We start from the raw sequence: 15,012 nt of genomic DNA on the forward strand, positions 1-15,012 counted from the left end.
GATACAAAAATGGCGTTTGTCACATTTTTTTAAATACTGTGTAAATTTTTTGGCAAGTTAATACGTAAGTAGCTTTCTAAATAATGCCTTTCATGCCTGATTCATAACTTAATGATTTAAGGCGTTATAACATTACCACCATCTAATCTCCTACGTATAAATACGTAATACTAAGGGCTAATCAGGTTATTGATACTAAGATAACTTGCGTGTTCACGCCCATTTCGAATTAGACAACATTGTTACATCTTTATACCCAAGTTACTTCAAGCGTCGCGACTCGGCTCGTGTTTTGACATGAGAATGGTGCTGGTCAGCTTGTCGTACTTCAAATCCGCATGAAATGGATGACAACAATAACCTTGGTGACAAAGGACGTGAACGATGAGTCTTATCCAAAAATCTTTGAAACGAGTGCTCAAAATGACTGCCGTAGTGGCAGCGATGACATTCGTGGCAACTTCTGCAAGTGCTGCTGAAAAAGTATATCGCCTAAAGCTGGCTGAAACGTGGGGGCCTAACTTCCCAATCTTTGGCGACACGACGAAAAATATGGCGAAAATGGCAGAGGAAATGTCAAACGGTCGTCTACAAATTCGTATCGACTCTGCGAACAAACACAAAGCACCATTTGGCGTATTTGACATGGTGAAATCCGGCCAATACGACATGGGACACTCTGCGTCTTATTACTGGAAAGGCAAAGTGCCAAACACGCTTTACTTCACTTCTATGCCTTTCGGTATGTTACCGACAGAACAATACGCATGGTTCTACTACGGTGGCGGGATGGAGTTGATGGAGAAGGTTTACTCTCCGCACAATTTGATGTCTTTCCCTGGTGGTAACACCGATGTTCAGATGGGTGGCTGGTTCCAAAAAGAAATTAAGTCGGTCGATGACCTACAAGGGTTGAAGATGCGTATTCCGGGTTTTGCGGGTGAAATCTTGGCAGAATTAGGCGCGAAGCCAACCAACATCGCACCGGGTGAGCTTTATACCTCACTTGAGCGTCGCACTATCGATGCGTTGGAGTGGGTAGGTCCGTCTTTGGATTTACGTATGGGCTTTCACAAAATTGCGCCTTACTACTACACAGGTTGGCATGAGCCTGCGACTGAGCTTCAGTTCCTCGTCAATAAGCGAACTTGGGAGCGTCTACCGGATGATCTGAAAGCAATTCTCCAAGTCGCGATGAAAACCGCTGCGTACGACATGTACACGCAATCGAAGCATGAAAGCGGCAAAAACTGGGCATCTATTCAGTCTGAGTACCCAAATGTGGAAGTAAAAGATTTCCCACCTGAGGTGATGGACGCGCTGCGTGCTGCCAATGACAAGCTGCTTAAACAGCATGCTGAGGAAGATGCGTTGGCAAAAGAGATTCAAGAATCTCAAGCGAACTACATTAAGCAAGTTCGTCCATGGTCGAACATCTCGCACCGAGCGTACTTGAATAGCCAAGCGCAATAAAAACTCGGTCTGGCCAAATCGTATGATTTGGCCGACGAGGAAGCCCAAGAAAAATTTCAAATAAAAATCATAAAAACGCTCCGTAGATACTGCGGAGCCAACCCACACGTTCCATGGAGTTCGGAATGAGAAGCCTTATCTATATTGAGCGAATCTTCAACCGCTTTGGTGATTTTCTGGGGTGGTTATCCAGCATCCTCTTCATTTTGTTGTTGTTGAACGTGGTGTATGACGTTGTGATGCGTTACGTGTTTAACGACGTGTCTATCGCGTTTCAAGAAATGGAGTGGCACTTATTCTCTGCTGTCTTTTTGCTTGGCGTGCCTTATGCCATCAAATCCGGCGGTCACGTTCGAGTCGACATTTTTTATGAGCGACTGTCATATAAAGCGCAATCCATCATCGACATCATCGGCACCCTGTTTTTCCTCTTTCCTTTTTGTTTGCTGGTCGCATGGTTTGGTATTGATTTCGCGAAAGAGAGTTATGCCTTGGGCGAGACGTCTGGTGACCCAGGTGGTTTGCCGTATCGATGGATAATCAAAGGCATGATCCCGGTTTCTTTCTTATTTATGGCGGTAAGTGGCGTTGGTTTGCTGCTGCACTCAGTCAATAAAATCGTTAACCCTCATCTTATCTATGCCGGTAGCAACGGTAAGTCGTAAAAGGAAGTCATTATGATCGGTATAGTGATGTTTTTTGTGGCGCTCTTTGCGTTACTGCTCGGGTTTCCCGTCGCGTTCACATTCGGCGGTATTGCTCTTATTTTTGGTGTTTGGGCAGAGGGCATGGACATGTTTGCCTTCATGCCATATCGAATTCAATCCATCATGGAAAACACGGTGCTGATGGCTGTACCGCTGTTTGTTTTCATGGGGCTCGTGCTGCAAAAAACGAAGCTAGCAGAGCAGCTGCTGGAATCGATGGGGCGTCTGTTTGGTGGCGTCCGTGGCGGCATCGCAATTTCGACGGTGCTGGTGGGCGCGCTACTTGCGGCATCGACTGGCGTAGTGGGGGCGTCTGTGGTGGCCATGGGGTTGATCTCTCTGCCTGTGATGCTCAAATACAACTATGACAAAGGCCTCGCGTGCGGAACCATTTGTGCTTCAGGTACGTTGGGGCAAATTATTCCTCCTTCCATCGTACTCATTTTGCTCGGCGATGTGCTTGGCGTGCCAGTGGGAGATTTGTTCCAAGCGGCCGTGTGGCCGGGTATCGCGCTAGTGGGTGCATACGTTGTTTACATCCTTATTTACGCCAAGCTTAACCCTGAAGCAGCGCAGCCGATTGAACGTGATGAGTCACTCAGCCGCAGGGAAGAAGTGATCAAGGCGCTGAAAGCTGTATTACCACCATTGGCGTTGATCATTGTTGTGTTGGGCTCCATCTTTGCCGGTGTTGCAACGCCAACGGAATCGGCAGCACTGGGTGGGGCTGGGGCGATTGTTCTCGCCGTACTGTACAAGCAATTTAGTTGGTCAATGGTCTACGATGCGTCGAAAGAGACGGTTAAAGTGACCGCGATGGTGTTCGCGATTTTGCTGGGTGCGACGGCGTTCTCGATGGCGTTTACGTATACAGGCGGTGACTATCTGGTCGAAGAATGGATGTTGCAGATCCCGGGTGAGAAGTGGGGCTTCTTGATCATTACGATGATTGTGATTTTGATTCTGGGCTTCTTTATCGACTTCGTTGAAATCTGTTTCATCATCGTTCCTATTATCGCACCGGTTGCTGAGCTGCTCGGCATCAACATGACGTGGTTTGCGATTCTCATCGCGATGAACTTACAAACCTCCTTCTTAACACCGCCATTTGGCTTCAGCTTGTTCTATTTGAAAGGGGTTGCGCCTGCAGGCGTGACTACACGGGATATTTATCGTGGCGTGATGCCATTCATTGCGATTCAAATTCTCGTCCTTGCCTCCTTACTGTTTTTCCCAAGTTTCTACGGCATGGGGTAATGAGTAAGGAATAAAAGAGATTTTGTGAGCTGAGAGTCTTCACCTTTTGAGACAAGTTGTTAAGCTGCTTTTGGGGCATATTGACCCTTTGGGCAGCGTTTCATGGAGGGAAGGATGCCTCTCAAAGCCAAGTTAATTTTGCTGACATTGATTCCAGTGGTTTTAGTGTCGGCAAGCATCAGTTGGATTTCCATTTATCAGGCCAAAACATTGGGTCAACGAGAGGTGGAGATCTTCCATCAAAACCTCATTCAATCCAAAGAAGCGGCGCTCAAAGATACCGTTGATGTCGCATTTGATGCCATTTCCCACATTTACAACGATTCGACGATTGAAGAACGTGTCGCTAAAGCTCGAGTGAAGGCCATTCTCAATCGCCTAACTTACGGCTCTGACGGGTACTTCTTTGCTTACGATAAACACGGCACTAACCTCGTACATCCCGTTCTTCCTGAATTGGTTGGGGAGAACTTACTTCACCTAGAAGACGAAAATGGCGACAGGCTTATAGAAGCGTTGCTTTACCAAGCGCAATCCGGAGGCGGCTTTCACCAATACTTGTGGCAGAAACCCTCGACTGGCGACATTGTACCCAAGCTCAGTTACGCCGCATGGTTGGATAAATGGGAGTGGATGATTGGCACTGGTCTTTACATTGAAGATGTCAGCCAAGAAGTCGCGAACATGCGTGCTGCGGTGAACAAAAACATCGAGACCACGTTTTTTTCTGTGGTGGTGATTTTGGTGGTCACCGTGGCGGTGATCATTGTTCTGACTTTAGCCATCAATTTACATGAGCATCGACTTGCCGATAAAAACCTCAAAGAACTTGCTCACAAAACGGTGATGTTTCAAGAAGATGAGAAGAAACATTTAGCGCGCGAGTTGCACGATGGGATCAATCAGCTTCTGGTATCGAGTAAATGTCATTTGGATTTAATGAGCCATCGATTGCAAGATGAAAAGCTCAAGTCACATCTCGACAAATCACAACGTTCTTTGGTGACGGCAATTAATGAAGTGCGGCACATTTCCCATCAACTTCGCCCAAGCGCATTGGATGATATCGGTTTGGAAGCTGCGTTGACGACATTGTTGCAAGATTTTCATTCACACTCTGAAATTGATATCGACAGCCATTTTGACACTCAACAGCACAAGCTGACCTCCGAAGTCGCAACAACACTGTACCGAGTTGCGCAAGAGTCGCTAAATAACATTGAAAAGCATGCAAAAGCGAAAAAAGTGACGGTTATTTTGCAAAAAATGGGCAATATGCTGCAATTACTCATTAGAGACGATGGCGTAGGGTTTGTCGTCAACCAAGCTGTGCATCGCCAAGGGATTGGTTTGCGCAACATGCAAGAACGTGTGGAGTTTATTGGTGGCGAGTTCGAACTCATGAGTGAGCTTGGTTTAGGCACGGAAATTACCGTGCTTTTGAATTTGGATGAATTAGTTTATGGACAAACCGATTAGTGTGGTGATCGTCGATGATCACCAAGTGGTGTTAGATGGATTTATCGCGCGTTTAGAGCTGGAGCCGGACATTGATGTGATTGGCACGGCAAGCAACGGCTTGGAAGCGATTGAGGTCGTTAAGCATCTGCGTCCGGATGTTGTGCTTATGGACATCAGCATGCCAATCATGAATGGCATCGAAGCAACGGGTGTGATTAAAGAGGAATTACCAGAGAGTAAAATTCTCATGCTTACGATGCATGATAACCGCGAATACATCATGAAAGTGATGCAGGCAGGGGCGGTGGGGTACATGCTCAAGGAAATTTCAGCCGAGAAAATGGTGCAAGCCATCAAAACCGTGAACCAAGGTTCAACCTATTTTTGCGAGTCCGTAACTCAGACGCTCTTTACGCAAGAAATCAAACCCGCCCATCACAAACCCAATCCGCTTAGTCGACGAGAAGAGGCGGTCTTGAGGTTGGTGGCACAAGGCAATAGCAGTAAGAAAATCGCGACGTTACTCAATATCAGCTATCGAACAGTAGAAACGCATCGTCACAACATCAAACACAAATTAGATCTGCATTCGACAGCGGAATTAGCCAAATACGCATTTGAAACGGGGCTGACGGAATAAAAAAGTGCCCGTTTAATACGAGCACTTAAAGAGGTGATTATTCTGGTTTGGTGATGCTGCCGATTTCTAGAAGAGGCGCTACATCGATGTCTTCTGCGTTCATCATGGTGGAGATGCGCTGGACAGAAGAAAGCAGCAATGTTTGTTCCCACTCTTCCAATTTTTGGAATCGATTGATGAAGTGTTCTTGCAGCGGAGTTGGCGCCTGTCTCAGAGCTTCTTCGCCCTTCTCGGTAAGTACCGCATGTACCTTACGTTTATCTTCAACGCTACGACGACGCTCAACGAGTTGATTGCGTTCTAATCTGTCCAAAATCGTGGTCGCAGTTGCTTGACTCATATTGGTGTGGTTAGACAACTGTTTGATAGTCACGTTATCTAACTCATTGATAGCACGCATCAAAATCAATTGCGGAGCGGTCAATCCCGACTCTTTGCTCAGCTTTTTAGAATGTAAATCAATAGCGCGGATGATCTGACGAATCGAGACCAATACTTCTTCGTACTTTTCCAATTTTTTCATCCAGTCTGTAGGGAACATGTAACGACGCGACACTAACTCAAATGCGCTGTTATTTAAAGGGCTGTAGTCAAAATTTAGGTCGACATTTTTCAACTATTTATTCGTCTTTGGCGATTTCTTTTTATTCGCTCGTGCAACTGAAACAGAAAGACCTAAAATTATTATAGCAATAATTGTTTGTGGTCTAATTAATGGTGTGGGGATTTGCGCTTTTTGTAATGCAAATTACCGACTGAAAAGTAAGTTATTGGATTTTTTAACAGCAAAAGATAGACAAAAACGCCTCAAATGATAGGATCTTCCGCTTTCACGGAATGTAAAACGTATCGTGTTCGAACGATTTTTTGTTTGGTACGGAAAAAATAATACAAAAATAGAGAGGAACGATGACAAAGGGTATAGATAAGTACAGTATTGACAGTACCGACTATACGGTAGGTCAAGACAACGTTCAAAAGTGGGGCTTTGATGTTCATAACCCAGTTTTTGGTATTAGTGCAGGCTTTATTGCACTGTTTCTTGTCGCAGCATTAGTTCTAGATGCTCATACCGCGAAGACGGCATTGGATGGGCTTAAGTGGAAGATCATTGGTTCATTCGACTGGCTGTTTATTATCGCTGGTAACATTTTCGTTATTTTCTGTTTAGCGTTGATTGTGTCGCCGCTTGGGAAAATACGCTTAGGCGGTAAAGATGCCGTCGCTGATTATTCATTCATGTCTTGGCTCGCGATGTTGTTCGCAGCCGGTATGGGTATTGGTTTGATGTTCTGGAGTGTGGCAGAACCTGTGGCTTACTTCACTGGTTGGTACGAAACGCCACTCGGCGTAGAAGCAAACTCACCAGAAGCCGCACGTTTGGCGCTAGGCGCGACGATGTTCCACTGGGGTCTCCACCCTTGGGCAATTTACGGCGTTGTGGCACTTTCACTTGCATTTTTCACCTACAACAAAGGTTTGCCTCTATCAATGCGTTCGATCTTTTACCCATTATTGGGCGATCGCGCTTGGGGCTGGGCTGGCCATATCGTTGATATTCTTGCAGTACTTGCCACTCTATTTGGTCTAGCGACATCACTTGGTTTGGGCGCTCAGCAGGCGGCAAGTGGTATTCACCATGTATTTGGTGTTGAACCTGGTTTAGGTTTGCAAATTGTAGTTATCACTGTGGTTACTCTGCTCGCAGTGGTTTCTGTTGTTCGCGGTATCGACGGCGGCGTAAAAGTGATCAGTAACATCAACATGGTTGTAGCGTTTTTGCTGCTTATCCTTGTTGGTTTGATTGGCTGGGCGGCGAGTTTAGGCTCGATCCCAACAACGTTAATGGCGTACGTAGAAAACATCATTCCATTGAGTAACCCGTTTGGTCGTACCGACGAAGCTTGGTTCCAAGGCTGGACGGTATTCTACTGGGCTTGGTGGATCTCTTGGTCACCATTCGTTGGTATGTTCATCGCTCGCGTTTCACGTGGCCGTACAGTACGTGAGTTCATCACAGCGGTACTGATTGTTCCGACGGTAGTCACCGTGGTTTGGATGTCGGTGTTTGGCGGTCTGGCGATTGATCAAGTCGTCAACAAAGTAGGCGAGTTAGGCGCAAACGGTCTGACCGACGTATCACTGGCGATGTTCCAAATGTTTGATGTGCTGCCATTTGGCAACATATTGTCGATCATTGCTGTGGTTCTGGTATTGGTATTCTTTATCACCTCTTCAGACTCTGGCTCGTTGGTTATCGACAGCATTACGGCGGGTGGTAAAGTCGATGCGCCTGTATTGCAACGTGTTTTCTGGGCATTTATGGAAGGTGCGATTGCGGTTGCATTGCTTTGGATTGGTGGCTCAGAAGCGGTACAAGCGTTACAAGCGGGCGCCATTTCTACAGCACTGCCATTTACCTTTATATTGCTAGCAATGTGTGTAAGTTTATTGATGGGGATGAAGACAGAGCGTCAATAATCGATCAATTTTATAAATTTGCTTAAATAACAAGTAATTAAGAAGCCAGCACCCTGCTGGCTTTTTTTGTGCGGTTTTTCTGACGCTAGACAAAAAAATGACACGTAAAAGTCCATATTTTACAAAGAGTTAATGCGCTATTTTGTTTTTTAAAAATTAGTGAATAGTCGTGAAAAAGTGTGTAATATTCACCCACCTTAACTGTTCTCCCAACTCAATTATAATTATGAAAATATCATTAAAACAAAAGCTAATAGGCGCAAGCCTTTCTGCTGTTGTTGTGATGGCAACAGCACTTACTTGGTTGTCGGCTGGTCAATTATTTGATCAGACTCGTTCAGGTGTCTATTCACGAGCACAAAGTCTAAGTACCACAGCGTCAGAAGGTATTTCGGACTGGGTTAATATCCGTAAGGATATTGCAAGCGCATTCAACGACTACTCGACAGAGCAAGACGTTGTTCCTTTCCTACAGCAAGCACGCAAAGCTGGTGGCTTTGACGACATCTTCTTGGGTACACCAAACGGAGATATGTACCGTTCTCACCCAGAGCGTAACCGTGCTGACTACGATCCGCGTACTCGCCCTTGGTATAAAGATGCCAATGCAGCAGGTAAGCAGATCATCACAGAAGCATATCAAGACGCTATCACTAACGCATTGCTAGTGACCATTGCTGAACCAGTAATGAAAAACGGCAAGTTTATCGGTGTAGTGGGTGCTGACGTACTTATTGATCAGCTTATCGATGACGTAATCAATCTTGATGCGGGTGAAAATGCGCACGCAATGTTGATTGATATGAACGAAGGTACGTTCCTTGCTCACCCAGATAAAAGCCTAACGCTTAAGCCTATCACCAGTTTTCTAAAAGACTTTTCAGAAGAGGCTATTGAGCGTGCGGCAGCAGAAGGCAAGATTGAAAGCACGATGCTGAAAGGCCAAGAGAAGCTTTACTACTTCAAGAAAGTACCTGGCACGCATTGGATGTTCGCGATTGAAATGGATCGCGCAACAGAAGAAGCAGGCCATGCAGTACTGCTTCGTGACCTGCTGATCACCGCTGTGATGATCACCATCGTTGTGATTCTTGCGGTATCTTGGTTGGTTGGCTTCTTGTTCCGTGACCTAGGCCGCGTGTCTGATGCATTGGAAGAAATTGCATCTGGTGAGGGCGACCTTACTCAACGCCTAGAACCTCGCAGTGACGATGAAGTGGGCAAACTGGCTGAGAACTTCAACCGCTTTGTGGGTAACATGCACACGATGGTTACCAAGCTAAGCCAAGTTTCTGCCTCACTTTCTGAGCAAGCTCGTACAACGGCACAACAAGCAGAAGAACGTAGCCAGCGTATTTCTTACCAGCAAGACGAAATCAACATGGTTGCGACAGCGGTTAATGAAATGGCAGCAGCAACGCAAGAGATTGCGGGTAACGCAGACAGCACAGCGCATAGCTCTGAAGAAGCGGTGCAAGCATGTGCTCACGGTTCTAGCCAAGTGAATCAAACGCAAGGTTCTATCCAGAATTTGGCGCAAGAAGTTCAAGTCGCGACAAATGTTATCCAAGAACTTGAAGCGCACGGTAATAGCATCAACACGATTCTATCGACGATTCAAGACATTGCAGAGCAAACTAACTTGTTGGCACTGAACGCAGCGATCGAAGCGGCGCGTGCAGGCGATCAAGGTCGTGGTTTTGCGGTCGTTGCTGACGAAGTTCGCGTATTGAGCCAACGTACTCACGCATCGACCAAAGAAATCCAAGAAACGATCGAAATGCTTCAAGGTACAACCAAGAAAGCGGTTGATATCATGGGAGATGGTCGTCGTTTGGCTGATACCAGTGTGGATGACGCGAATTCTGCAGCAGCGAGCCTGACGCAAATCCACAGTGCGGTAGAGCGCATCAGTGACATGGCAACGCAAATTGCGTCTGCGGCGGAAGAGCAAGCATCTGTAACGACAGAAATCACTCGTAACACAGAAGGCATCCGCGACGTATCGAACGAGCTTTCTGTAGAAGCTCACTCAGCAGCGGAGCAAGCAGCGCACCTATCTGAGCTGTCTCACGAGCTTGAGCAAGAGATCAAACGTTTTAAACTGTAATTCTCAGTTTGACTAAAAAACAAAAGGAGCCGATAGGCTCCTTTTTAATGCATGTTTTTCGGTGAATGATTGTTGGTAAATAGCTACAACAAAAAATCTATCTACAACCAAAAATCACTGATGGGTTGGTCATCATTGTAGTGATGCGCCATCTGCGCCTGAAGCAACTCGGCAGTAGCAATCGCATCAGTTAACGCGTGATGCGGAGAGTAGTCTGGTAACCCATAGCGGCGTCGAGACTGCGCCAAACGTAGAGACTCTGGTCTCTTTCCTTTCAGGCGATTCCAAATGCCGCCAGCGCTTCTCTTTTGGATGTTCTCTTCGATTTGTAGCGTGTCTAACACGGGAAACTCAATCCCTTCCCCTATGCGCGCTTTCAGCGCTTGATCCAAGAATTCTCTCTCGATTCGACGATAATGTACAACGATGATTTTGCCGCTTAAGCAAGGCAGCAACTCACCCAAAATATCGCTCAGATCTGGCGCATCAATCAATTCGCTGTGAGTGATGCCGTGGATGATGACGGAATCTTCATCCAACTTTTTCTGAGGCCTTACTTTCCAATGTCGAGCATCGCGCAGAAAAATACGTCTCAGATTGAAAGGTACTAAACCGATAGTAATAATGTCGTGTTTTTCGGGATTGAGTCCCGTCGTTTCGAAATCCAATGCGACAAATTCAACCTCTGAAATGGGGGTATTGGGCGCTGGTAATTCGCTGTCGTAAAAGGCGACAAGATTTTCATCACTGACGAGCTCCAACTTTTGCTGGAACTTGGTTGGCCATTGAATCGCAGGCTTTTGAAATAGCTTTTTGATCATGCCAAACCTCACTTAAAGCTCTTATTTGCTTGATAGCGAAACTTAAGGAAGTTCTGCCCATTGCTGAGAATTTGGAAGGCATCTTTCAAATTACGGCGTTCAAAATCGGAGAGATTTTCTGGCTCGATGTTGTTATCTGGCTCAATTCCGAGCTCAACATCGGTCGCTTGATGTCGAATTCGTACCATAGAGATGAACTCTAACGCGTCTTTTAAATCCTGTGCTCGACCTTTTGGCAAGATGCCTGCGTCAATAATGTCGTCGAGACGTTCAAACGAGTTTTGTGCACGAGAGCCAACTGCCAAGGCATGCACACGAATCAGATCAACCAGCGGCGCGGTGCCACGACGTTTTAGGTTGATCGAGTTTTTGTGCTGGCCGTCTTTTTCCATCACAAAATCTTTGAAGAAGCCTAATGGCGGCGTGCGGTTTAGCGCATTTCTAGCCAAACATGCTAAGAAGCGATTATTTTTACGCGCTCGACGCACAATGAAGCTGGTGAGCTGTTCTGCCCATTTTAAGCGGCCATACACGCCATCTAAATCGAAAAATATTGATGCATTCAGTAACGCTTTCGGGTTGGGATCGTCAATCCAGTCAGCGAAACATTCTTCCCATTCGGAGCGAGTCATTCGCCACATTGGGTTCGTGGCCATGATGTCACCGGTACAATATTTGTAACCACAAGCGTCAAGGCCGTCACTGACAAACTTGGCGAGATCTTCAAAATACTTGCCATGTTTCTCTTCTTGATAGGATTCGTCCAGAATAATGGCGTTGTCTTGGTCAGTAACCAGCAACTGTTCGTCGCGTCCCATTGAACCTAATGCGAGGAAACAATAAGGAATCGGAGGCGCACCAAGTTCTTCTTCGGCCAACTCCAACAAACGCTGTTTGAAACTTCGGCCAATTACCGACATCGCGCTGCCAACCATGTGTGAATTGGCGTCTTCGTTAACCAGACGTACGAAGCTGCTTTTGACTTCTTCTGCGACTGTTGCTAAATCTTCGATGCTTTGCTGCTGAAAAATGCTGCTTACGAGAAGCAGTGAGTTTTGCGATTCATAACGAACAATATCGGTAGTTTCGATGATGCCTATCGGCAGTTGATTTTTGACCACCGGCAGATGATGCACATTGTAGCGTAACATCGTTAGCATGGCTTCGTAGATGTAAGCATTATGGTCGAGAGAAATCACTTCCGTCGTCATGACCGTTGAAACATCATCTTGAGGAGACAAGCCTTCTGCAAGCACTCGAGTACATAAATCTCGGTCAGTAATGATGCCTAAAACGGGCGATTGCGGGTCATCTTCGTCAAGGACAAAATCGGGGTCGACAATCAAGAGTGATGAAATGTTGTCCTGAGCCATTAACTGCGCTGCTTGTTGGATTGTTTGGCCGCGGTTTATGGTCGGGGCATCGCCAGTAAGTAGGGTCTTGACTTTAGAGGTGGTTAAGTCGTTTGCGTCTTTGTTTTCTGAAATGGTTTGGCGCAAGCGGGCGCTGTTTTCTACTTCAACAAAATCGGCGAAAGAGTCGAAGTTGTCGTAGATCTCTTGAAACACCTCGACCGGAATGCAGTAGAGTAGGGTGTCTTCAATAGCTTTTACCGGGAAACGAACTTTGTTGTTGGTAAGCAGCCCCATTTGACCGAATAAGTCGCCTTCATCGAGACGGTTATAAAGCTCACCCTTGCGGCGATAAACTTCCACCACGCCACTTCTTACCACGAAGAGATCTTGAATATGATCACCAAAGTGAATGATTGGGGTATCTTGTCGGTAGTAAGAGATTTCAACGTTTTCTGTCACTTTGGTCAGAGTTTCTTCTGGAAGTTCGTTGAAAGGGGGGTACTTGGCGAGAAAGTTATATATCTCGAGAAGTTCTGCATCCATTCGGGTGCCTTTTGTTTCGCAAATAATAAAGTAATCTTAACGCAGTTTTAAGACAGAATCTTATTGGATCACGCTTTTTCGTACTGAGTCATAAGATTCGGACATCTCCCGCGACAAGGTTTTGTTAATTCGGCTAATATGGAAATTGCCAATTGTAGTTAAGTTTTTAGGTGACTCTCATGAAAGGAAGTAAGATGGTGAGACAGTTATTGCTTGTACCTCTTGTAGTTTTGCCCGCAATCAGTATCGCTTCGGAAGCGGAACAAGCTGCAAAATTTGGGTATGAGCACATTTATTTGGATGTGGGGTCGGGTACGACCAATAAAGATTGGCTAGACAACTCGAATGCGACCACGCTGGGATTGGGTGGCAATTATCTCATCACCGATAATTGGTTGTTTAATGTTGATTACTCAGCGCAGTTTTTCCATCCTGACGATCTAACACTACGTGTGGATCGATTGTTGTTTGGTGGTGGTTATCGTTATGGGATTAACGACCAACTGGACGTTTATGGTACTTATGGGCTTGGTGCGCTGAAAGCGAAAGCGACGGATGAAAAAACGGATAGCACCATTTCCTCTGACACCGAGTTTCTTCAAGCGGTGACCATTGGTGCAAACTATCTTTTAAATGAACAATGGATGGTGTCAGCACAGATTCAGGCCAACCGAAGTGATGTGGTTGACGAGAACAAGTACAGAATCGGCTTCAATTACCAATGGCATGATGTGATTGGCACGGGCTTGTATTACCAATACCGTGATACAGATTACAGTGGTGAAAGTTCGGATTACATCAACGAAGTCGGCTTAAGTTTGAAGTTCGTATTTTAATCCCATTTAGTAACTTCAACCGGAATCAACAGATTTAAGAACAACAAAAAAGGTCAGCATACGCTGACCTTTTCGTTTATTTTGTCTGTTTTCGACAGATTATAGAACCGCTGCGATACCTTTACATAGCGGGCCCATGTTTGATTGTGTCATACCAGCTACGCTGATACGGCCAGAACCAACGATGTAAATTGCGAACTCATCTTTCAGACGGTTAACTTGCTCTTTAGATAGACCAGAGAACGAGAACATGCCGTTTTGACGTTCGATAAAGCTGAAATCTGCATCCACACCTTCTTCTTTCAGAGTTGCTACGAACAGCTCGCGCATCTCTTGAATACGGTCACGCATTTCTTGTACTTCCGCTTCCCATTCGGCACGCAGTTCTTCGTTGTTTAGAATATGAGTAACAACAGCACTGCCGTGAGCTGGTGGGTTAGAGTAGATAGAGCGGATGATCGCTTTCACTTGAGAGAATGCTGTTGTTGCCACTTCTTCAGATTCAGCAACAAGCGTGAATGCGCCTACACGTTCATTGTATAGGCCGAAGTTTTTCGAGAACGAGCTCGCAACGAGAATTTCTTTGTTGTATTTCGCGAAAGTACGTAGGCCAGCTGCGTCTTCTTCTACACCCTTAGCAAAGCCTTGGTATGCAAAGTCGAACAGAGGAAGCAGTTTCTTCTCAGCAATCAGCTTCGCTAGTGTTTCCCATTCTTCAGCAGTTGGATCGATGCCGGTTGGGTTGTGGCAGCAGCCGTGTAGAAGAACGATGTCACCTTCAGATGCAGCTTGAAGATCGTTTAGCATTGCATCGAAGTCTTTGTCTTTAGTTTCTGCGTTGTAGTAAGTGTATTGAGCCGTTTCTAGACCTGCAGCGGTAAACACGCCGTTGTGGTTTGCCCAAGTTGGGTTGCTGATCCAGATTTTTACGTTACCAAGTTGGCGTTTGATGAATTCACCCGCCACGCGTAATGCACCTGTACCACCAGGCGCTTGAGCTGTTTTTGCGCGTTTTTCCGCTACGATTTCAGCGTCTGCACCGAAAAGTAGTTTTTGTACCGCCAGACCGTACTCAGCAGTCCCTTCGATGGTTAGGTATGATTTGGTTTTTTCCGTTTCAATCAGTGCTGCTTCGGCTTTCTTTACGGTAGCAAGAACAGGTGTTTCGCCTTGTTCGTTTTTGTAAATACCAACGCCAAGGTTAATCTTTTCAGCGCGAGGATCTTTTTTAAATTCTTCAGTAAGGCCAAGGATAGGGTCGGCCGGAGCGGCAACTACTTTTTCAAACATAATCTTCATCCATGTTAATCGAAGGGGTCTGCTCGTAT

General features: G+C 45.9%; 12 protein-coding genes. 8 read left to right on the forward strand and 4 right to left on the reverse strand.

Annotated elements, in window-relative coordinates:
- Positions 1 to 384: 384 nt before the first annotated feature.
- From NL646_RS12940 to NL646_RS12960, 5 genes are all read left to right on the forward strand, one after another.
- Complete coding sequence (locus NL646_RS12940; RefSeq protein WP_005483136.1) at positions 385 to 1,473, forward strand: TRAP transporter substrate-binding protein; 1,089 nt, start codon at positions 385 to 387, stop codon at positions 1,471 to 1,473.
- Positions 1,474 to 1,598: 125 nt separating this feature from the next.
- Positions 1,599 to 2,138: a TRAP transporter small permease subunit gene (locus NL646_RS12945; protein WP_020838784.1), complete on the forward strand. Its 540-nt coding sequence runs from the start codon at positions 1,599 to 1,601 to the stop codon at positions 2,136 to 2,138.
- Between the two features lie 12 nt (positions 2,139 to 2,150).
- Positions 2,151 to 3,437 (forward strand): TRAP transporter large permease subunit, encoded by a 1,287-nt coding sequence (locus tag NL646_RS12950; protein WP_005483284.1) that lies wholly within the window; start codon positions 2,151 to 2,153, stop codon positions 3,435 to 3,437.
- 114 nt (positions 3,438 to 3,551) lie between these two features.
- A complete protein-coding gene (locus NL646_RS12955) occupies positions 3,552 to 4,916 on the forward strand; it encodes a cache domain-containing protein (RefSeq protein WP_020840950.1) in 1,365 nt (454 codons plus the stop codon).
- Positions 4,900 to 5,538, forward strand: coding sequence for a response regulator transcription factor (locus NL646_RS12960; RefSeq protein WP_005458063.1), 639 nt, complete (start codon positions 4,900 to 4,902; stop codon positions 5,536 to 5,538). Before NL646_RS12955 ends, NL646_RS12960 begins: the two co-directional genes overlap by 17 nt.
- 37 nt (positions 5,539 to 5,575) lie before the next feature.
- On the opposite strand, the gene cosR is transcribed toward NL646_RS12960, so the two are convergent.
- Positions 5,576 to 6,052, reverse strand: coding sequence for a MarR family transcriptional regulator CosR (cosR, locus tag NL646_RS12965; RefSeq protein ID WP_005494763.1), 477 nt, complete (start codon positions 6,050 to 6,052; stop codon positions 5,576 to 5,578).
- Positions 6,053 to 6,447: 395 nt separating this feature from the next.
- Between cosR and NL646_RS12970 the strand changes: the two genes are divergently transcribed.
- Positions 6,448 to 8,019: a BCCT family transporter gene (locus tag NL646_RS12970; protein ID WP_005458059.1), complete on the forward strand. Its 1,572-nt coding sequence runs from the start codon at positions 6,448 to 6,450 to the stop codon at positions 8,017 to 8,019.
- A gap of 226 nt (positions 8,020 to 8,245) precedes the next feature.
- On the forward strand, positions 8,246 to 10,129 hold the full coding sequence (locus NL646_RS12975; RefSeq protein WP_005458057.1) for a methyl-accepting chemotaxis protein: 1,884 nt from the start codon (positions 8,246 to 8,248) through the stop codon (positions 10,127 to 10,129).
- Between the two features lie 101 nt (positions 10,130 to 10,230).
- Here NL646_RS12975 and NL646_RS12980 read toward each other — a convergent pair whose 3' ends face one another.
- Both NL646_RS12980 and NL646_RS12985 read right to left on the reverse strand, forming a co-directional pair.
- Positions 10,231 to 10,950, reverse strand: a complete 720-nt coding sequence (locus tag NL646_RS12980) for a 3'-5' exonuclease (protein WP_172401897.1) — start codon at positions 10,948 to 10,950, stop codon at positions 10,231 to 10,233.
- Between the two features lie 8 nt (positions 10,951 to 10,958).
- On the reverse strand, positions 10,959 to 12,848 hold the full coding sequence (locus NL646_RS12985; protein ID WP_140355782.1) for a putative nucleotidyltransferase substrate binding domain-containing protein: 1,890 nt from the start codon (positions 12,846 to 12,848) through the stop codon (positions 10,959 to 10,961).
- A gap of 194 nt (positions 12,849 to 13,042) precedes the next feature.
- Between NL646_RS12985 and NL646_RS12990 the strand changes: the two genes are divergently transcribed.
- Positions 13,043 to 13,684 carry an outer membrane beta-barrel protein gene (locus NL646_RS12990; RefSeq protein ID WP_005485468.1) on the forward strand — a complete coding sequence of 214 codons (642 nt, stop codon included), beginning with the start codon at positions 13,043 to 13,045 and terminating at the stop codon, positions 13,682 to 13,684.
- Between the two features lie 99 nt (positions 13,685 to 13,783).
- Here the strand turns inward: NL646_RS12990 and NL646_RS12995 are convergent, their stop codons facing one another.
- Positions 13,784 to 14,974: an amino acid aminotransferase gene (locus NL646_RS12995; protein ID WP_253664309.1), complete on the reverse strand. Its 1,191-nt coding sequence runs from the start codon at positions 14,972 to 14,974 to the stop codon at positions 13,784 to 13,786.
- Positions 14,975 to 15,012 lie beyond the last annotated feature (38 nt).

Origin of the sequence: Vibrio sp. Y20_XG_PY13 (assembly GCF_024181925.1) — a bacterium.
GTDB classification, from domain to species: domain Bacteria; phylum Pseudomonadota; class Gammaproteobacteria; order Enterobacterales; family Vibrionaceae; genus Vibrio; species Vibrio parahaemolyticus.

Coding starts and splice junctions, on each gene's coding strand:
- NL646_RS12940 (WP_005483136.1), top strand. CDS start 385: ATGAGTCTTATCCAAAAATCTTTGAAACGAGTGCTCAAAATGACTGCC.
- NL646_RS12945 (WP_020838784.1), top strand. CDS start 1,599: ATGAGAAGCCTTATCTATATTGAGCGAATCTTCAACCGCTTTGGTGAT.
- NL646_RS12950 (WP_005483284.1), top strand. CDS start 2,151: ATGATCGGTATAGTGATGTTTTTTGTGGCGCTCTTTGCGTTACTGCTC.
- NL646_RS12955 (WP_020840950.1), top strand. CDS start 3,552: ATGCCTCTCAAAGCCAAGTTAATTTTGCTGACATTGATTCCAGTGGTT.
- NL646_RS12960 (WP_005458063.1), top strand. CDS start 4,900: ATGGACAAACCGATTAGTGTGGTGATCGTCGATGATCACCAAGTGGTG.
- NL646_RS12970 (WP_005458059.1), top strand. CDS start 6,448: ATGACAAAGGGTATAGATAAGTACAGTATTGACAGTACCGACTATACG.
- NL646_RS12975 (WP_005458057.1), top strand. CDS start 8,246: ATGAAAATATCATTAAAACAAAAGCTAATAGGCGCAAGCCTTTCTGCT.
- NL646_RS12980 (WP_172401897.1), bottom strand. CDS start 10,950: ATGATCAAAAAGCTATTTCAAAAGCCTGCGATTCAATGGCCAACCAAG.
- NL646_RS12985 (WP_140355782.1), bottom strand. CDS start 12,848: ATGGATGCAGAACTTCTCGAGATATATAACTTTCTCGCCAAGTACCCC.
- NL646_RS12990 (WP_005485468.1), top strand. CDS start 13,043: ATGGTGAGACAGTTATTGCTTGTACCTCTTGTAGTTTTGCCCGCAATC.
- NL646_RS12995 (WP_253664309.1), bottom strand. CDS start 14,974: ATGTTTGAAAAAGTAGTTGCCGCTCCGGCCGACCCTATCCTTGGCCTT.